Genomic DNA, 17,703 nt, shown 5'->3' with positions numbered 1-17,703 from the left:
CATGTCATGCTGCGCGGGCTGCTTCTTAGCTGCCGCGGCGGGGGCCTCTAAGGCCGGCTCCCTCGCCGCGGAGCCAGTCGTGCGCGTCGGCCGCTTCCATTCGAAGACCGACGAGGAGCATCTGACATGACCGCCCAGCAGCCCAGTTCCATGCCGATCCATCGTTATCAGCCCTATGAACCGATCCGGCTGACCGACCGCACCTGGCCCGACCAGGTCATCACCAAGGCGCCTCGCTGGTGCGCGGTGGACCTGCGTGACGGCAATCAGGCCCTGATCGACCCGATGGACTCCCACCGCAAGCTCAAGATGTTCGAGCTGCTGGTACGCATGGGCTACAAGGAGATCGAGGTAGGCTTCCCGGCCGCCTCGCAGACCGACTTCGACTTCATCCGGCAGATCATCGAAGAGGACCGCATCCCGGACGACGTCGTCATCCAGGTGCTGACCCAGGCCAGGCCGGAGCTGATCGAGCGCACTTTCGAGTCGATCGAGGGCGCCAAGCAGGCCATCGTCCACCTCTACAACTCGACCTCCACGCTGCAGCGGCGCGTCGTGTTCGGCCAGGACAAGGACGGCATCACGGCCATCGCGGTCGAGGGCGCCAAGCTGGTCAAGAAGCTCGCCGACGCGACCGACGTGGACGTCTACTTCCAATACTCGCCGGAGTCGTTCACCGGCACCGAGCTGGAATACGCCGTCGAGGTGTGCGACGCGGTCAACGACGTGTGGCAGCCCACCCCGGACCGCAAGGTCATCATCAACCTGCCCGCCACCGTCGAGATGGCCACCCCCAACATCTACGCCGACCAGATCGAGTGGATGCACCGCCACCTCAAGCACCGCGACTCGATCGTGCTGTCACTGCACCCGCACAACGACCGCGGCACCGCCGTGGCCGCCGCCGAGCTGGGCTACATGGCCGGCGCCGACCGCATCGAGGGCTGCCTGTTCGGCAACGGCGAGCGCACCGGCAACGTCTGCCTGGTCACGCTGGGCATGAACCTGTTCTCCCAGGGCATCGACCCCGAGATCGACTTCAGCGACATCGACGAGATCCGCCGCGTCACCGAATACTGCAACCAGCTGCCCGTGCACCCGCGCCACCCGTGGGGCGGCGAGCTGGTCTACACCGCCTTCTCCGGCTCCCACCAGGACGCCATCAAGAAGGGCTTCGAGCACCTGGAGCGCGACGCCGCGGCGGCCGGGGTGCCGGTGAACGAGTTCACGTGGGCGGTGCCGTACCTGCCGATCGACCCCAAGGACATCGGGCGCACGTACGAGGCCGTGATCCGCGTCAACAGCCAGTCCGGCAAGGGCGGGGTCTCCTACATCATGAAGGCCGACCACCAGCTCGACCTGCCACGCCGGCTGCAGATCGAGTTCTCCAAGGTCGTGCAGGCCCGCACGGACGAGCAGGGCGGCGAGGTCGGTGCGGCTGAGATGTTCGAAATCTTCCGGGACGAATACCTGCCCAACCCGGCCAACCGGTGGGGCCGCCTCAGCCTCATGGCCCACCGCCACGAGTCCACGGTGGACGACAAGGACCGCATCAGCGCCGACGTCCGCCTCGACGGGGAGATCCGCGAGGTCGAAGGCTCCGGCAACGGCCCGATCTCGGCCTTCATCGACGCCATCGCCGGGGTCGGCATCCAGGTGCGGGTGCTCGACTACGTGGAGCACGCGATGAGCGCCGGCAGCGATGCCAAGGCGGCGTCCTACCTGGAGTGCGACGTCAATGGGGAGGTGCTGTGGGGCGTCGGTATCGACGCCAACACCACCACGGCGTCCCTCAAGGCCATCATCTCCGCGGTCAACCGCGCTTCCCGCTGACCTTCCTTAGTAGGTCCATGGACTCCGACCCGCAATGACCTGCGGGGACGGTGCTCGGCACGCGGCCCACAAGGCCCTGCCCTGATCACTCGACCGCGCCTCGCGACCAACGGGAGGCGCGGTCGAGTTGTTTATGTGCCGGGGGTGCAGTCGTATAGGTCGCCGTAGCGTTTTTGGGCGATGCGCATGAGTTCGGTCATATCTTGGATCGCGTCTCTACCTTTGGCGACCTGGGCCAAATAGATATCGATCATGCGATCTTTGCTGCCGCAGCGAAACTTTGCGCTCACTCGGTACGGTTGCTCAGCAATCGGTGTATTGGGCAGATACGCGGCCAAGCCGTCACCGAGTTGGGCAGGGAGCGTGACTCCACCGTGCCTGCTGTAGAGTCGGCGCCTGTCCTCCATGAGGAAGTCCAAATGCTCGTGGCTTGTCCCATCACCTGTGTTAAGCCAGCCCACCTTCAGAGGGCGGGAGGTCGTATCCGTCCGGCATTCACCGCTGTTCTCGTTGCCACTTGTTTTCTCGGCGAGCGGTCCACGAGCACCAGTGACCAAGCGAATCGCCTGTTCAGGGACCAACATGCAGATGTAGGGGGCGGAATTCGTGATCGGCTGCGGCGCTGGGGCTGGCGTGGAGGCGAGGTCTTTTTCCGGAGTGCATGCTGTGGCGAGCAACACGAGAGCAGTCACGGTGATAGCAGGTCGAAATTGACTCATCTGCCACCTCCGGAAGAGGGCGGGATCTCAAGGTCGAGGTAGTCGTCTACCTCGCTGGTCGTACGGAAGGTGTTCCTGAAACGATCGAACACATCATTGGTGCCCCCCTTGTCCTGAGCCCACTCAAGGAAGTCGCTGTATTCCTGCGGGCTCATTTCGGTGAAAGACTTGATTTTGGGCGGAGTTCCGGTCGCGAAGGTCTGGCCTTTCATATCGGCATCGTCCAGCAAGCCAGTGTTCAGCATGGCTGTGGCGAGCATTTGCTTGGTCAGTCTCTCCACCGCCAACCGATTGTCCGCGAGCGTCTGATGCGTCTCGTCCAAGCTCCGCCTCTGCTCGGACATCCGCTGGGCGACCTGTTTGCCGATCTCGTCGTACGCGGCTCCGGCGAGCTTGTCGTACCCCTTGCTGAGCAACTCGCCGAATGCTCCCTTGGCCAGTTCGCCCACATACTTGGCTCCCGGCACCGGAAGCAGCCCCAGCGCGCTGCCCACCATATCTTTCAGCGCCTCGTCCGCCTTCTTGTCGTCCAGCCCTTGAGCGATCAGCACCTGGCGGCGGATCTCGACGATATGGCTGAAGGGATGTGCCTCCGCCACCGTCCGGTCCGTCAGGGCCTGAATAACGTTGGCCTTGTCGACCCATCCATTCCCGTCGAGGTCGTATCTCTTGACGTCGGCCTTCGTGAAACCGAGTCGCCCGGCGTTGGAGGCGTTGAGACCGACCGGAGGCACACTCCCGAACGCCGCCCGCATGTGTTCGGTCTGCGCTCTTATCAGTGCGTCGAACGCGCTGTCGTCGGCGGTGGCCAGCACCAGTGCGTAGGACATGTCCTTGGCCGCGACTTTGTCGAAGACCCCCTGGTTGCGGAGGAGATGGGAGAGTTGATCGATGTTGGCGGCGATCGCGCGGCCCAGTGAGTAGCCCAAGGGGGCGTAGCGATCGAAGAGATATCGGTTCTTGATCTCCAGATTTTCGGCGTCTTTGCTGAAGGCCCCGCTTATTTGATCAGAGAGGGTTTTGATCATCTCGGCGGCGAGCTTCTTGGAGGTCGCGTCCTGGCCGGTCGTTGCGATCGTCAGCATGTCCCTGATCGGCTTGTAGTCGTTCAGGTAACGTGAGGCACTCCACCGAGTCGTCAGCAGGTAGTCCAGCACGGACTCCTTCCACCCCGCCGGGGTGTGATTCAGTAGCGTCTGCGACGCCTCCCGACTGGACTTCGCCGCGTGGAACAGGTTGTCCACCACCGCTGATTGGGGCTCTATACCGGGGCTCCCCGCCTGCGTTCCCGGCCTCAGCAGGGTGCCGAGGCCGAAGGCACCGGCCAGGTCGATGATGGGGAGCTGCTTTCCCTTGACGTAACGGCCCAGCGGATCTTTGGCCGCCGCCCATTGGTCCTTGCGCTGCTCATGCTCGTAGACGATCACGTCACGCCCGACGACCTCCATGAACTCCTTCGAGAACGGCGGCTTCCCGTCGTGAGCACGCCAGATGAGCGCCTGAGCCTGGTAACCGGAGTATTTGGTGTCACCCGCCTTGTGCTCGGCCCGCCCTTCGTTCACCAGCCCCTTGAGGAAGTCGGCACCCGCGTAAGCGGGACTCTTCGGATCCGTCCCCTTGGCCAGAGCCGCGCTCAGCATGCCCAGGACGTTCTTGCCTTGGCTGGAGAGCTGGGTCACGCCATCGGCGTCCTGACGGTTCCTGGCGTCGCGCAACTGCATGGCGATCGCCCCGGGCACCCGCGTCACGCCGAGCGCGCCCAGCGTGCGGAGGAATGACTTGACGAACTCCGGGTCCCCGGTCCGCGACGCGTATTTCTCCAGCTCGCCCAGCGCCCTGCGGTCGCCGTCCGCGGCCTTCAGCGCGGCACGACCCGCCAGTGTCCCGTCCAGCAGCCCTTGGGCGGCCTCCAGGTTGTCAGGCACCTCCAGGAAGCTCCCCTTAGGAGTGCTCCTCCCGAAGGTGACCTTCTGCCGCTGCAGCTCGTGGACCAGTTTCTGCCGCCGCCGCAGGTCCTCGGCCTGGGTGGTGACCCGTCCGGCCAACTGCCGCAGCCGCGCCGCCGGTGCAGCGTCGAGCCCGGCGCTCTGCAGCTCCTTGTGCAGCGCCTGTGCCAGCTCTTGCAGCTGGCTGGCGGTCTGGGTGTGCTTGCTGGTCATCGTGTCGAATTCGGGTTGCTTGACCCCGCTGAACTCGCTCATGGCTTGTCCGGAGTCGAGGCGAGCTTCTGTTTCGCGCTGTCTACGGCCTGCGCAAGCATGGCCCGTAGCTCCCGCTGGTCGGCATGAACCTGGGTGTCGAATCGGGCGCCCGTCGGTCCCACCCACGCGTCGTTCTCCATGAAGCGGCAGGCGGGATCGAGCGCCCACCAATGCTCGTCCGAGAGTCGCTGAATCCGCTGGGCGGCGGCCCGCATCGCCTCACGATCGAGCTCAGGCACGATGATCCTCCTCGTACGGCTCGCTGCACCAGAACAGATCAGGAGGCGGCGTCTCCCACGTCTTTCACACGCTAATCAACATCACGTCAACAGAACAAGCTTAAACACAGTGAAAGTATGGCACGTTTGAGCTTTGTTCGAGAATGAGTGATATGCCTGATTGGAGCCCAGCTCTAGTTCTCCCTCGAAGGAAGAGGGATGTGCGAGGTCGCCATCAGAGCCTGGTGGAGATACGATCTTCCGCCCGTCTTGGCGGGTAAGCAATGCCTGTGTTCTATGGATCGCTTTCCGTCAACGAAAGTGAAACGCGGCGGATACTGATTGAACGTCGGTTGAAACAGCCCAGTGGGGCTGTGGCCAGAAAGCCGACGAACACTCACCTCGGACCGGGAGATCCTGACCACCGTGTGAGGCAGAGACGGAAGCGCGTCCACATCGCCCGTCCCCCCCCTTGCGATGGTGGAGGTCAAGCGCATGTCAACTGGTATGAACGTCGAGATCGACCGCGACACGGAGCTCGCCGCGGAAGTCGACGCCTATCGTCGCCGGGTCGGCTGTGGGCACGTTACCGTCAGGCCAAAAGTGCCGAGGTGCAGCTTGCCGCCGACCTCGGGCTCACGCCGCTCGAACTGAAAGTTTAAGGACCTGGCGCGTACGCCCAAGGTTCCCGTTAGAATCAGCGCCCCTGTTGGCGTGTGGCGCCATTGGAGCCTGTAGGCGGAGGGAAGCGCGGAATAGTCAGTATCGGCCTAGTCGAATTCGCCGTTCTTTACGCCGCCGATGAAAGCAGCCCATTCGCTGGGGGTAAAGATCAGAGCAGGGCCAGTCGGGTTCTTGCTGTCGCGGACGCCTCGGTGTCCGCCAGAGAGTTCGGCGACCTCAACACAGTTGCCGCCGTCGGGGCCCGATCGGGCGGATTTGCGCCATGCGGCCGTAGCCAGTTCCCGGATCAGTTCGTCCATCGCTGGAGCGCCTCCTTGATCAGTTGAAGGGACTCGCGTTGGGGCAGCGCTTCGGATCGGATTGCCTCATATCTGTATGTTAGAGCCCGTACGTCCTCTGGTCTCTCTGTTACTCGACTCATGACCCCAGCGGATTCGACATACGCCGTGTCGAAGACGCCATGAGCTTGCGCGATGGCAAATCCGCCGGCAAGGCCGGTCGTGCAGTATGCATTGAGGGGAAGGATCTGGATCGTGATCCGCGGAGTCTGGCCCGCTTCGAGGAGGCGGGTGAGCTGTGCCGACATCACGGCAGGGCTCCCGATTGGGCGCTGCAGGACCGCCTCATCGAGCACGATCCACAACAAGGGTGGCTTGGGCCGTCCGAGAATGCTCTGGCGTTCCATTCGAGCGATCACATGCTGTTCGATCTGTTCAGTTGTCACGCCGACGTCGCCGCTCAGCACGGCTCTGGCGTAGTCCTCTGTCTGGAGCAGGCCGGTCACGACGAGCGGCTCCCAGCTTCGGATCGCCTCCGCCGTAGCTTCGACGTCGAGCCACGGTCGGAACCAAGGTGGCGCCGACGCGTGGCTGACCATCGGCCAGAGCCGCATCAGCGCCCCCTCGGCCTCCAGCGCCTCGTCGCAGAGGCGCGCGAACTCCTCCGTCGGTGACCGCCTCGCCGTCTCGATCATGCTGATCGTGCCAACAGAGTAGGACACCGCTTTGGCCAGGCAGAGCTGGGACCAGCCTCGGGCTTTGCGGTGTCGCCGCAGTTCGAAGCCAAAGAGTGCAGTCGGCGAGTCCGCGGGGCATAGCTCGCTTTCCTTCGGCACCTGACCTCCTGGGGGGATTGCCACTGTTTCAACGAAGGTTTCAGCGGGACCGTTGATGTCATGTCGAAGTCAATTGACTACTCACTGTAGCTAAAGCTTGGGATGGTGGACAAGGAAGGTGAGATCGACTTCTTCGAGTGGGTGAAGTGATGAAACCAGCGGGTGCCGAGCCGAGGGTCATCGGTTCGATCCATCTGGCGGCTATTCGCGAGTCCGTATCGCGCGCACGCACGCAAGTACGCAGCTGGCTGGGGGACGATCACCCGTCTGTCGACGATGCCGTGCTTGCCGCATCCGAGCTCCTGACGAACGCGTTCCGGCACTCCAATGGCAAGCCGTACGACCTCATCGGCCTCACCGTAGCCATGGCAGAGGGGGTGGTTTACGTGGAGGTACGTGACCCCGGTTCCACGTTCTCCGCGCCCCACATCCGGCAGGAGCCGGAGGCGGAAGACGGCCGCGGACTGCTCATCATTAGCGAGATCTCCCAAGATTGGGGAGTCCGGGAGCACGGCATTGGGCTTGGTCGTACCGTCTGGTGCGCTATCCGAGCCGCCCCGCCTTCCGTTGGCCCGTCCGCTGTTCGGGGACCTCGAAGCACGTCTGCGCCGCGCGCTCCCGCACTTCATCGAGGTGTTTCCTGAGGCTGACAGCGCGCCTGCCCCCTACGGGGCGGGCCGACCGGTATGGCGCGGCGGCGTCATCGTGCCGCACCAACGGCCTGTGAGATCCAGAGTCGTCTACCAGGGCCACGCGCGAGACCGTGGACGGCAGGAACGCTGGCACTGCGATCTGACCTGCGCTGGCGTTCTTTGGCCGATTGCTGGACAACGTAGTGGCGTTCGGATCTTGGCCTCGGGCAACACTACACACAGCAATATGTGGATACGGCGAGCGACTGAGGTGGATGTCACCATGAACAAGGCGATCCTGTTGACTGTGGTCCTTACCGCTGTGGCGGCGACGCTGGCGGCGTTCGGCCTCAGGGTCCTCCGGCGGGACTTGCGTCCGGCTTCGGCCAAGGACGGCACGTGACGCCGAGCCACACACCACGTCAGCGGAAAGTTCTCGCCAGGCCGACGGATGGCTGTGCCTCATACCTGAGTTACGCCGACAGCAGGCTGCGAACACCGAGTGCGGGGATCATCCGTCTGATCGGCACGGGGTTGCGCATGTCGGCCAGGATGCTTTATGCGTTGGCTGAGGACATCGAAGGTCGGCGGCCTCGTAATGTCGTGCTGGAGGCCATCTGGGCTGACATTGCGATCAGCGAGCGGCAGCGGCGGATGTTGATCGATGTCTATGAGTCCTTTCTGAAGCCTGGCGTGAGTCGAGACTCCGCTCGAGAGGCGGGGCGGGCTGACAGTGCGCTGATGTGAGTCCCTGGCGCCTGTCAGCCCGCCCGTCGCTTAGTGAACGTTGCGTTTCCATGGGTTGAACTCTATGCTCCTTAGAGAACGATACGTTCTCTAAGGAAGCGGACGCTTATGGCTGTCGTGCTGTCGGGTCTGATACTGGCGATGTTGCTGGGCGCGCTCGATCAGACGATCATGGCGCCCGCGCTCCCGGCCGTCGCGGGCAGCCTTGGCGGGCTGGATCAGATGCCTGCCGTGGTCACCGCCTATCTCGCCGCCGCCACCGTCGTCATGCCCGTCTACGGCAAGCTCGGCGACCGGTACGGCCGCAAGCCCACCATGCAGGTCGCCATCGTCGTCTTCGTCACCGGGGCCGTGTTGTGCGCGCTGGCCACATCGATGCCGCAGTTCATCGCCTTCCGCGCGGTGCAGGGGCTCGGCGGGGGCGGGTTGATGATCGGGGCGCAGGCGATCATCGGGGAGATCGTCAGCCCGCGTGAGCGGGGCCGCTATCTCGGGTTCATCGGCGCCGCGTACGTCGTGGCCGCCGTGGGCGGGCCACTGGTCGGCGGGTTCTTCATCGACTCGCTCGGGTGGCGGTGGATCTTCGCCATCTACCCGCCGCTCGGCCTCGTGGCCCTGGTCGTGTTGAGTGTCACCCTGCGCCTGCCGAGGCCCCGGAACCATCGGATGCCGTTCGATGTCGTGGGCGCGCTCACGCTGGCCGTCGCCGTCGTGGGTGTCGTCATGGTGGGGCAGACCCGGGAGCCGGTCTACCTGCTGGTGGCAGGGGGCGGGGTGGTGGCGTGGCTGGTCAGTGCCCGCTTCGCCAAGGATCCGATCTTGCCGCTGCGGCTCTTCCGCGATCGGGCCTTCGCCGTGCCTGTGGCGATCAGCCTGCTCATCGGGTTCGCGTTGTTCGGGACGATCACGTACATGCCGGCGTATCTGCAGATCGCGCTGGAGACCAGCGCGACGCAGGCGGGGCTGCTGGTGACCGCGCTCATGGGCGGGGTCCTCGTCACCACGGTCGTGTCCGGGCGGCTGATCACGCGGACCGGGGTGTACAAGCCATACCCCATCGCGGGCACGGCGGCGGCGGCCGTCGGGCTGGCGCTCGTCGGGGTCGCGGGGGGCTCGCCGCTCGCGCTGGCCGGTGCGATGCTGCTGACCGGGCTCGGGGTCGGGCTGGTCATGCAGGTCATGGTGCTGGCCGCGCAGAACGCCGTCGAGCACGCCGACCTCGGCACCGCCACCTCCTCGGTCACGTTCCTGCGGCAGATCGGGGCGTCGGCCGGGGTCGCGCTGGTCGGCGCGCTCATCACGCTGAGGTCCGGGATCTCCGCCACCGCCACCCCGTCGGACCTGCCGGACGGTGTCCGCGACGCGTTCGCCGCGGCCGCGCCGCCCGTGTTCGCCGCCATGGCGCCGCTGCTCGCCGTGGCCTTCTTCCTCGCGCTGGCCCTGCCGGCGCGTCCGCTCCGCACCCGAGCCTACGTCGAGGAGACATCGTGAAACTCGTCGCACCCCTGAGCGCGTTCGGCCGGGGCGACCTGGCCATGGCCGGTGGCAAGGGCGCCAACCTGGGGGAGCTCGTCAGGAACGGCTTCCCGGTTCCGGATGGCTTCGTCGTCACCACGCATGCCTACGACCTCGTCGCCCAAGGTCACACTGGGCGGGCGTACTTCGAGCAGGTCGAGCTGCCCGATGACCTGCGGCAGGCCGTTCTCGGCGCCTACGCCGAGCTCGGCGGCGGGCCGGTGGCGGTGCGGTCGAGCGCGACCGCCGAGGACCTGCCGGGGGCCGCGTTCGCCGGTCAGCAGGACACCTTCCTCAACGTCGTCGGTGAGGAAGCTCTGCTCGACGCCGTACGACGCTGCTGGGGCTCCCTGTGGACCGACCGCGCCGTCGCCTATCGGGCGAGGCTGGGCATCGAGGACGTGAGCATTGCGGTGGTCGTGCAGAGCATGGTCGAGGCCGACACGGCAGGCGTCATGTTCACCGCGAACCCGGTCAGCGGCGACCGCACTCAGCTCGTCATCGACGCCAGCAGCGGCCTGGGCGAGGCCGTCGTATCCGGGCTGGTCACCCCGGACCACTACGTCGTCAACGCCGGGGGCGACATACAGTTCACCCCCGGCCGCCGGGAGGTCGTCATCCGGGGCAAGGCGGGCGGCGGGGTCACGCGTGAGGCCGGTGTGACGGGGGAGCGGTTGCCCGACGCGGTGGTGAGCGAGCTGGCCGCTCTTGGGCGGCGGATCGCCGATCTCTTCGGGCGGCCGCAGGACATCGAGTGGGCGTGGGCGGGCGTCCGGGTCCACTTGCTGCAGGCGCGGCCCATGACGGCGCTGCCACCGCCTTCGGTCGGCAGGCTCAACCCGTTCCAGCGGCGCCTGGGCACCGTCCTGCTCGAATACCTGCCCGTTCGGCCGTATCCGATCGACATGTCGACCTGGATCCCGTACGGCCCGGCCGGGCTCATGGCCAAGGTGACCGGCGCATTCGGGCTGCACCGCGCGTTCGAGGGGTTCCTGCATGAGGAGGACGGCGTGGTCTACGCGTTGCTGCCGCCGAAGCCGCACCCCACGCTCGGGGTCCTGGCCGCGCCGTTCCGGGTCGCGTCCAAGGGCAGGCGGTACGACCCGGCCCGCTGGACCGACGACCCGCGTTTCCGCGACTATCTCGCGGCCGTCCGGCGCCTGGCCGCCGAAGAACTGACCGAGATGCCGTGGCCGGAGCTCATCCGCATGCCCCGGCAGGCGCTCGCCCTGGTGGCGCCGGTGGCCGATCTGCGCATCGACTACCTGCCGGGCACCGGGCTCGCGCTGCTGCGGCTGCTGCTGGCGGTCAAGCTGCTGGGCCGCGGCAGGCTGTTCGGTGGCCTGCTGCACGGCGCGGTCACCCGTACAAGTGAGGCCAATCAGGCGCTGACGCGGCTGGCCGAGCTGGCCGCGCGCACCGGCGCGCTCGACGCCGACCCGCCGCCCGCCGAGTTCCAGGCGGCGTTCCAGGAGTTCATGGCCGAGTACGGCCACCGCGAGACCCTCAGCCCCATCCTCGTCACGCCGCCCACCTGGGTGGACGACCCGGACACCGTTCGCGGGCTGATCAAAGTGCTGGCCGCCGGGCCGCAGGAGCGGAAGGAATCCGACGACGCGCTGGAACGCCTCCTCGACCACCCGCTCCTGCGTCACCCGCGCCGCCGTGCCCGCATGACGCGCTGGGTGGCGGCCGCCCGTGCTGGGATCGCTTTTCGTGAGGACAGCCACTTCTTCTTCACGATGCCGCTGCCCATGCTACGCAGGTCGCTGGTGGAGCTCGGGCGGCGACTGCGCGACAAGGGCGTGCTCGATCAGCCCGAGGACGTCTTCCACCTGCGGCTGGAGGAGCTGGAGTCGTTCCAGGACACCGCGGCGGACCGGGAGCGGCTGCGCGAGGTCGCGCGGGCACGCGCGGTCAAGCGGGAAGAGCTGGCAGGTACGCGGCTCATCGACCCGGCCGCGATCTTCCCTGCCCGCCAGACCGGCGATGCACTGCTCACCGGGTCGCCGGCGAGTGGTGGAGTCGCGGCAGGGCCGGTGAAGGTGATCAGAGGGCCGGGCGAGTTCGGCAAGCTCGACCCCGGTGACGTGCTCGTCTGCCCCTACACCAACCCCTCGTGGACGCCGCTGTTCCAGCAGGCCGCTGCCGTGGTCGTGGACAGCGGCGGCGCCGCGTCGCACGCGGCGATCGTGGCCAGAGAGTACGGCATCCCGGCCGTCATGGGCACAGGCACGGGGACGTCCGTGCTGGAGGACGGCCGGCTCGTCACCGTCAACGGCGACACCGGTACGGTCACCGGTGCTGCCTAGGATCGCCCTATGGTGACCGACCACCGTAAGCTGCCGCGCCGCCGGGGAGAGGCGCTCAACGCCGCCATCTACCAGGCGACGCTCGACGAGCTGGCCGAGAGCGGCTACGCCGGACTGAAGATGGAACGGGTGGCCGAGCGGGCCAGGGCCAGCAAGGCCTCGCTCTACCGGCGCTGGCCGACTCGCATCGAGCTGGTGATGGAGGCGGTCCGCAACACGCTGCCCACCCCCGAGTCCACGCCCGACACCGGCAGCCTGCGCGGTGACCTGGTGGCCATGCTGGGTCATGCCGCACACGTTCTGTCGGGACCCGCGGGCGAGGCGATGAGGGGGCTGCTGGGCGAGGCGCTCAGCAGCGGGTCCCCGCTGAGCGCCATGCGCAAGACGTCCCAGGGGATGGGCAGGAAGACGATAGAGGAGGTCGTCCGGCGTGCCGTGGAGCGCGGCGAGGTCGATCCGGAGGCGGTCACCCCGCGCCGCCTGGACGCGGGGCACGCGCTCCTGCGCCACCATTTCCTGTTCCACGGCACACCCATCCCCGACGAGCTGGTCGTCCAGATCGTGGACGAGGTGCTCGTCCCGCTGCTGACCGGCCGGATCACGCAGGACTGCGCCGGCCGAACCGGAGGCGACCGCGAGGGTGTGCGCGGTCGTGCGCACAGAGGCACAACTTAGAGCGCGTACCCCAGAACGCGTCGAACGGCTGGCGCTCGCGCGGTTGCCCTCCGGCGCCCACGCGCACCGCCGTCAAACAGGTCGCGGCCGTGATCGCTGAACAAGCCTCAGCTTCGATGGTCTCTAACCGCACCGGACATTGATCGTTTTATGTGGCAAAATCGCCGAAAGTTAGGTCCCAGTTACGTAGGAGCAAGAATCATGAGGCGTACCACCATATTCTCCGCCCTGGCTCTGACCCTCTCGGCCGTGCTCGTCGGCATGCTCTTCCTCACGGGGCAGGGCGGTACCGCCGCCGCGGTCAGCGCCACGGCCGATGCCGCGGGCGGTAAGGAAGGTACGCTCCTGGACAAGATCCCGCAGCGTGGCCGGCTGCGAGTCTGCACCACCGGCGACTACCGGCCCTTCACCTACCTGGACCCGAAGACGGGCGATCGGACCGGCATCGACGTTGACATGGCCAGGCACTTGGCGAGCAGCCTGGGTGTGCAGGCCACGTTTGTGCCGACCACGTGGGCCACGATCGTCGACGACCTGGCCGCGAACAAGTGCGATGTCAGCATGGGCGGCGTTTCGGTGACTCTGGCAAGGGCACGCAAGGCGTACTTCAGCACCCCCTATATCACCGACGGCAAGGCTCCTATCGCCCGCTGCGCCGACAAGGACAAGTACCAGACTCTCGAGCAGATCGACCAGCCCGGCGTCCGAGTGATCGTCAACCCGGGGGGTACCAACCAGCAGTTCGTCCAGGCGAACATCAAGAAGGCCACGGTCATCACTCATCCCGACAACAACACCATCCACGAGGAGATCGTGGCGGGAAGGGCAGACGTGATGATCACGGATGCCTCCGAGACCCGCTATCAGGCCAAGATCCGCCCCGAGCTGTGCGCGATCAATCCGGACAAGCCGTTCACCTTCGCGGAGAAGGCGTACATGCTGCCCCGCGGTGACGAGGTGTTCAAGGAGTACGTCGACCAGTGGGTTCACTTGAGCGTCAACGACGGCACCTACGCCCGCCACGCTGCCCCCTGGCAGGACTGAATCCCACCTAGTCGGGGGATCGAGGTGGCGGTTGTGCAGCGGCACATCCCGCAACCGGAGATCCACCCGCACCAGGACGAGGTCACGCGTCGATGCTCATAGCGCCCTCGGCCAGCGTGAGGGACGAGGCCGACCAGGACTGCCAGTTCCCGGCCTTGTTCCCGGCGACGAGCAAAGCGGCCGGGCTCTGGTCTCTCACTCGGCAAGCCCCATCATCGCGGCCATGAGCCGCATCGAGTGGTCGAAGGCGGTGTGGCGGTCCTCGATGGTGTTGTTGTACTGGCCGAACAGCTCGAAGCTGACCCAGCCGTACAGGGCGGTCCACGCCATCACGCCGCGGAAGATCACGTCGTCGGGGGCGTCGGGGATGAGGGCGCGGACGGCGGCCGCGTCCGCCTGGAGCGAGGGTGGGGGAGGGGGGGCCGGCCGGGCGGGGGTGAGGGCGGCCGCCTGGTGGGCCTCCGACAGAATGCGGCCGAACACGATCGTGTCGCGCACGGCGGCGGGGATCGTGTCCTGTGGGGCTTGGTAGCCGGGCACGGGCGAGCCGTAGAGCAAGGAGTATTCGTGCGGGTGTGCCAGTGCCCAGTCGCGCACGGCGTGGCAGACGGCCAGCCACCGGCCGAGAAAGTCCTCTCGCGGGCAGCCCGCATCGGCCTGCTCGACGGCCTCGCCGACGGCGTTGTAGCCGTCGATGATCAATGCGGTGAGCAGGTCGTCGCGGCTCGGGAAATAGCGGTAGATGGCAGAGGAGACCATGCCCATCTCCCGCGCCACGGCCCGCAGTGACAGGCCGCCCGCGCCCTCGGTGGCAAGCTGGCGGCGTGCGATGTCGGTGATCTCTCTGGTGAGCTCCGCCCTGACACGTTCTCTGGCGGTACGGCCGGCTGTCATGCCAGCAGGCTATCAGAGCAGTGAGAAGAAACGAGAGCACTGCTCTTGACGAACGGTGCTCTGTTGAGAGAGCATTGCTCTCGTAAGCCAGTGACATCGCCCACGGAGGCCCCGGATGTTCGACCTCGCCAAGCACGCCAACGCGGCCCTGATGTTCCTCCTGGAGCTCGGCGTGCTGGTCTCCGTGGGCTACTGGGGGTTCACCGTCAGCCCCAACTGGGCCATCAAGCTCCTGGCCGGGCTCGGCGGGCCGGCGCTGTTCATCGCCGCATGGGCGCTGTTCGGGGCCGGTGGCGGCGCGAACGCCACGTTCCCGCTCACCGGCCTGGCCCGCGCCGCACTGGAGATCCTCTGGTTCGGCGGCGGCGCCCTGGCGCTCTACGCCTCCGGCCTGGCCACTTCGGCGGCGGTCTCCTTTGCTCTCTTCGTCCTCAACGCGGTCCTCCGCATCGTCTGGAAGCAGGTTTGATCATGGGTAAGCACGTCGTGGTGGGTTCCGGTCAGGTCGGCACGCACCTGGCCACCAAGCTCCTCGACCAAGGGCACGAGGTCACCGTGGTGACCCGTTCGGGCAGCGGACCCGAAGGGGCGGTCAAGGTGGCCGCGGATGTGGCCGACAAGAACGGGATGATCGAGATCACCCGGGGGGCGGACGTCCTCTACAACGCCGTCAACCCGAAGTATCACCGCTGGCTCACCGACTGGCCGCCGATGGCCGAGTCCTTCCTGGCCGCCGCCGAGGCGAGCGGCGCCGTGTACGTGATGCTCGGCAACCTCTACCCGTACGGGCCCGTCTCGGTCCCGATGACCGAGGACCTGCCGCTCGCTTCGACCAACCCCAAGTTCCGGGTACGGGCGAAGATGTGGGCCGACGCGCTGGCCGCCCACGAGGCCGGCCGGATCAGGGCGACCGAGGTGCGCGGCTCCGACTACTTCGGCCCGGGCGCCACCGACCAGTCCTACCTGGGTGACCGGTTCCTCGTCCCGCTCCGGGCGGGCAAGACGATCCAGCTCGTCTGGCCTGCTGACATCCCGCACAGCTTCACGTACCTGCCCGACGTGGCCGACGCCCTGATCGTGGCGGGCGGGGACGAGCGGGCCTGGGGCAAGCCCTGGCACGTGCCGACCGCCGAGCCGGTGACCTTCCGCGAGATCGGGGAGCGGATGGCCGCCCTGCTCGGACGCCCCGCGCCGCGGATGGTTCGGCTGCCGTGGCCCGTGGTGCGGGCGGTCGGCCTCTTCTCGCCCATGATCGGGGAGCTCGGGCACGTGCGCTACCAGTTCACCAAGCCGTTCGTGCTCGACTCGTCGGCTTTCCAGCGCACGTTCGGCGTGGCGCCTACCCCGATCGACCAGGCGCTCAAAGCTACGCTCGACGGGTGAAGATAGCCATGATCGGCCTGGGTGACATCGCGGAGAAGGCCTACCTGCCTGTGCTCGCCGCCCAGCCCGCCCTCGACCTCCACCTCTGCACCCGCAACAGCGCCCGGCTCGACCGGCTCGGCGACGCCTATCGAATCGCCCGCCGGTCGGCGAGCGTGGACGAGGTGATCAAGGCGGGGGTCGACGCGGCGTTCGTGCACGCCGCGACCGACGCGCACCCGGAGATCGTCGAGCCGCTGCTCAGCGCCGGGATCCACGTCTACGTCGACAAGCCGATCGCGTACACGCTCGAGGAGTGCGAGCGCCTCGTGCGGCTCGCGAAGGCCGAGGACAGGTCGCTGATGGTCGGCTTCAACCGCCGCTATGCGCCCGGATATGTCGGACTTGCCGCTCATCCTCGACACCTCATCCTCATGGAGAAGAACCGCGACAACCACCCCGACGAGCCCCGCCGGGTGATATTTGATGACTTCATCCATGTGGTGGACACCCTCCGGTTCCTCGCCCCCGGCCCGATCAGCGCCACCACGATCCGGACCCGCGTCACGAACGGCCTGATCGAACACATGGTCCTGGAGCTGTCGGGCGACGGTTTCACCGCCATCGGCGTCATGAACCGGATGAGCGGCGCCGCCGAGGAGACCTGCGAGGCCATGGGCGACGGCGTCAAGCGCCGCGTGGTCAACCTCGGCGACGTGATCGACTACGGCAACGGCGAGCGGCTCGTCCGGCGGCCCGACTGGGTGCCCGTGGCCAGGCAGCGCGGCATCGAGCAGATCTGCCTGGAGTTCCTCGCCGCCGTCGGCGAGGGCCGCAGGATCGACGCCGACGACGCGCTGCGCACGCACGAGCTGTGCGAGGAGATCGTCAGCCAGGCCGTTTGACCTGCATCGCCCGGTCGGCCTTGGCGAACATGCGCTCGAAGGGCCGGCCGCCCAGCCTGGTCAGCACGGTATATCCCTTCGCGTCACGCAACGGGCTGGACGACGACACGACGCCCGCGATCGCGCCGCCGTACAACAACACGGGACCGCCGCTGCCGCCCGCGGCGGCGTGGCAGTTATGCGTGATCATCAGGCCGCGGCCGTCCGAGACGCCCTCGACCGCGTCGCCCAAGCACCGGTGCAGCCGCAACCCCCGATAGCCCTTGCCCGCCGGGTAGCCGAGCAACTCGAGCCCGCGCAGCGCGGTGCCCCTGGCGGTCGGCATCGTCCGCAGCCCGCTCCCGGTCACGTCCTCCAGCGGGCGCCGCTGTGCCATCACCCCGACCAGGCCGACGTCGTACGGCAGCAACTCGGCCGAGAACGGCTCCTTCCGCCACTTGGCCGGCACCCACGTGCGCGCGACCCGCCACACCCCCAGCCGCGGGCGGCCTCGGTCGTAGCCCGGTATGAAGGCGAGCTGCTTCAGCCGCCGGCCCCGGTGATGAAGGCAGTGCGCCGCCGTCAGCACCAGGCTGCGGCTGCGCGACCCGATCACCGTGCCTCCGCACACCACGTCCCGCCGCGTGACGGGATCTCGGCCGACCAGCAGCCCCGTGAGCCGCCGCGCCCCCGTATAGGGGCGCGGGACCGGGGCGTAACCCAGACGATCCCCGTTCGGGGTCAGAACTTGGGGGACGGGGATGTTACGTTGCGACACCTCGGCGATGACGGCGGTTGGATCGAGCAGGACCAGGGAAAGCACCAGCCTGAGCACCCTTCCAGTGTTAGCAGAAGATGATCAGTGCGCT

16 protein-coding genes are annotated in these 17,703 nt (G+C 67.1%); 10 read left to right on the top strand and 6 right to left on the bottom strand.

Annotation, left to right across the window (positions count from 1 at the left end; genetic code table 11):
* The first annotated feature begins 126 nt into the window (after window positions 1–126).
* Complete coding sequence (gene leuA / locus ACTWQA_RS01170) at window positions 127–1,833, top strand: 2-isopropylmalate synthase (protein WP_443157439.1); 1,707 nt, start codon at window positions 127–129, stop codon at window positions 1,831–1,833.
* A gap of 131 nt (window positions 1,834–1,964) precedes the next feature.
* Here leuA and ACTWQA_RS01165 read toward each other — a convergent pair whose 3' ends face one another.
* The 4 genes from ACTWQA_RS01165 to ACTWQA_RS01150 form a co-directional block, all read right to left on the bottom strand.
* A complete protein-coding gene (locus ACTWQA_RS01165) occupies window positions 1,965–2,552 on the bottom strand; it encodes a hypothetical protein (RefSeq protein WP_443157438.1) in 588 nt (195 codons plus the stop codon).
* Complete coding sequence (locus ACTWQA_RS01160) at window positions 2,549–4,879, bottom strand: hypothetical protein (RefSeq protein ID WP_443157437.1); 2,331 nt, start codon at window positions 4,877–4,879, stop codon at window positions 2,549–2,551. Before ACTWQA_RS01160 ends, ACTWQA_RS01165 begins: the two co-directional genes overlap by 4 nt.
* An 862-nt stretch (window positions 4,880–5,741) precedes the next feature.
* Entirely contained in the window at window positions 5,742–5,954 is a 213-nt protein-coding gene (locus tag ACTWQA_RS01155) for a DUF397 domain-containing protein (protein ID WP_443157436.1), read from the bottom strand.
* Window positions 5,942–6,769: a helix-turn-helix domain-containing protein gene (locus ACTWQA_RS01150; RefSeq protein WP_443157435.1), complete on the bottom strand. Its 828-nt coding sequence runs from the start codon at window positions 6,767–6,769 to the stop codon at window positions 5,942–5,944. Before ACTWQA_RS01150 ends, ACTWQA_RS01155 begins: the two co-directional genes overlap by 13 nt.
* 149 nt (window positions 6,770–6,918) lie before the next feature.
* On the opposite strand from ACTWQA_RS01150, the gene ACTWQA_RS01145 reads away from it, so the two are divergent.
* From ACTWQA_RS01145 to ACTWQA_RS01120, 6 genes are all read left to right on the top strand, one after another.
* Window positions 6,919–7,413 (top strand): ATP-binding protein, encoded by a 495-nt coding sequence (locus ACTWQA_RS01145; RefSeq protein ID WP_443157646.1) that lies wholly within the window; start codon window positions 6,919–6,921, stop codon window positions 7,411–7,413.
* Between the two features lie 387 nt (window positions 7,414–7,800).
* Window positions 7,801–8,148, top strand: a complete 348-nt coding sequence (locus tag ACTWQA_RS01140) for a hypothetical protein (protein WP_443157434.1) — start codon at window positions 7,801–7,803, stop codon at window positions 8,146–8,148.
* 108 nt (window positions 8,149–8,256) lie between these two features.
* Complete coding sequence (locus ACTWQA_RS01135) at window positions 8,257–9,639, top strand: MDR family MFS transporter (protein ID WP_443157433.1); 1,383 nt, start codon at window positions 8,257–8,259, stop codon at window positions 9,637–9,639.
* Complete coding sequence (locus ACTWQA_RS01130) at window positions 9,636–11,975, top strand: PEP/pyruvate-binding domain-containing protein (protein ID WP_443157432.1); 2,340 nt, start codon at window positions 9,636–9,638, stop codon at window positions 11,973–11,975. Before ACTWQA_RS01135 ends, ACTWQA_RS01130 begins: the two co-directional genes overlap by 4 nt.
* Before the next feature lie 9 nt (window positions 11,976–11,984).
* Window positions 11,985–12,650 (top strand): TetR/AcrR family transcriptional regulator, encoded by a 666-nt coding sequence (locus tag ACTWQA_RS01125; RefSeq protein ID WP_443157431.1) that lies wholly within the window; start codon window positions 11,985–11,987, stop codon window positions 12,648–12,650.
* Window positions 12,651–12,851: 201 nt separating this feature from the next.
* Window positions 12,852–13,694 carry a transporter substrate-binding domain-containing protein gene (locus tag ACTWQA_RS01120; protein ID WP_443157430.1) on the top strand — a complete coding sequence of 281 codons (843 nt, stop codon included), beginning with the start codon at window positions 12,852–12,854 and terminating at the stop codon, window positions 13,692–13,694.
* Window positions 13,695–13,889: 195 nt separating this feature from the next.
* Here the strand turns inward: ACTWQA_RS01120 and ACTWQA_RS01115 are convergent, their stop codons facing one another.
* Window positions 13,890–14,588, bottom strand: a complete 699-nt coding sequence (locus tag ACTWQA_RS01115) for a TetR/AcrR family transcriptional regulator (protein ID WP_443157429.1) — start codon at window positions 14,586–14,588, stop codon at window positions 13,890–13,892.
* A 115-nt stretch (window positions 14,589–14,703) separates the two neighbouring features.
* Here ACTWQA_RS01115 and ACTWQA_RS01110 point away from each other — a divergent pair, with 115 nt between their 5' ends.
* The 3 genes from ACTWQA_RS01110 to ACTWQA_RS01100 are packed head-to-tail and all read left to right on the top strand — an operon-like array spanning window position 14,704 to window position 16,855.
* The gene (locus ACTWQA_RS01110; protein WP_443157428.1) at window positions 14,704–15,057 is read left to right on the top strand and encodes a YrdB family protein; all 354 of its coding nucleotides are present in this window, start codon (window positions 14,704–14,706) and stop codon (window positions 15,055–15,057) included.
* A 2-nt stretch (window positions 15,058–15,059) separates the two neighbouring features.
* Window positions 15,060–15,971 (top strand): NAD-dependent epimerase/dehydratase family protein, encoded by a 912-nt coding sequence (locus ACTWQA_RS01105; protein ID WP_443157427.1) that lies wholly within the window; start codon window positions 15,060–15,062, stop codon window positions 15,969–15,971.
* Window positions 15,968–16,855, top strand: coding sequence for a Gfo/Idh/MocA family protein (locus tag ACTWQA_RS01100; protein ID WP_443157426.1), 888 nt, complete (start codon window positions 15,968–15,970; stop codon window positions 16,853–16,855). Before ACTWQA_RS01105 ends, ACTWQA_RS01100 begins: the two co-directional genes overlap by 4 nt.
* Here ACTWQA_RS01100 and ACTWQA_RS01095 read toward each other — a convergent pair.
* Complete coding sequence (locus ACTWQA_RS01095; RefSeq protein ID WP_443157425.1) at window positions 16,839–17,669, bottom strand: trypsin-like serine peptidase; 831 nt, start codon at window positions 17,667–17,669, stop codon at window positions 16,839–16,841. The two genes, ACTWQA_RS01100 and ACTWQA_RS01095, sit on opposite strands and share 17 nt — an antisense overlap.
* Window positions 17,670–17,703: the final 34 nt, after the last annotated feature.

Origin of the sequence: Nonomuraea sp. 10N515B, from assembly GCF_052245915.1 — a bacterium.
In the GTDB taxonomy this organism is placed as follows: domain Bacteria; phylum Actinomycetota; class Actinomycetes; order Streptosporangiales; family Streptosporangiaceae; genus Nonomuraea.
The sequence above is the reverse complement of the archived record's forward strand: the minus strand, read 5'-3'. Positions and strand labels throughout refer to the sequence as shown.

What these genes read in the sequence shown, in the direction of transcription:
- leuA (WP_443157439.1), top strand. Translation starts at nt 127, where the DNA reads ATGACCGCCCAGCAGCCCAGTTCCATGCCGATCCATCGTTATCAGCCC.
- ACTWQA_RS01165 (WP_443157438.1), bottom strand. Translation starts at nt 2,552, where the DNA reads ATGAGTCAATTTCGACCTGCTATCACCGTGACTGCTCTCGTGTTGCTC.
- ACTWQA_RS01155 (WP_443157436.1), bottom strand. Translation starts at nt 5,954, where the DNA reads ATGGACGAACTGATCCGGGAACTGGCTACGGCCGCATGGCGCAAATCC.
- ACTWQA_RS01145 (WP_443157646.1), top strand. Translation starts at nt 6,919, where the DNA reads ATGAAACCAGCGGGTGCCGAGCCGAGGGTCATCGGTTCGATCCATCTG.
- ACTWQA_RS01135 (WP_443157433.1), top strand. Translation starts at nt 8,257, where the DNA reads ATGGCTGTCGTGCTGTCGGGTCTGATACTGGCGATGTTGCTGGGCGCG.
- ACTWQA_RS01125 (WP_443157431.1), top strand. Translation starts at nt 11,985, where the DNA reads ATGGTGACCGACCACCGTAAGCTGCCGCGCCGCCGGGGAGAGGCGCTC.
- ACTWQA_RS01120 (WP_443157430.1), top strand. Translation starts at nt 12,852, where the DNA reads ATGAGGCGTACCACCATATTCTCCGCCCTGGCTCTGACCCTCTCGGCC.
- ACTWQA_RS01115 (WP_443157429.1), bottom strand. Translation starts at nt 14,588, where the DNA reads ATGACAGCCGGCCGTACCGCCAGAGAACGTGTCAGGGCGGAGCTCACC.
- ACTWQA_RS01110 (WP_443157428.1), top strand. Translation starts at nt 14,704, where the DNA reads ATGTTCGACCTCGCCAAGCACGCCAACGCGGCCCTGATGTTCCTCCTG.
- ACTWQA_RS01105 (WP_443157427.1), top strand. Translation starts at nt 15,060, where the DNA reads ATGGGTAAGCACGTCGTGGTGGGTTCCGGTCAGGTCGGCACGCACCTG.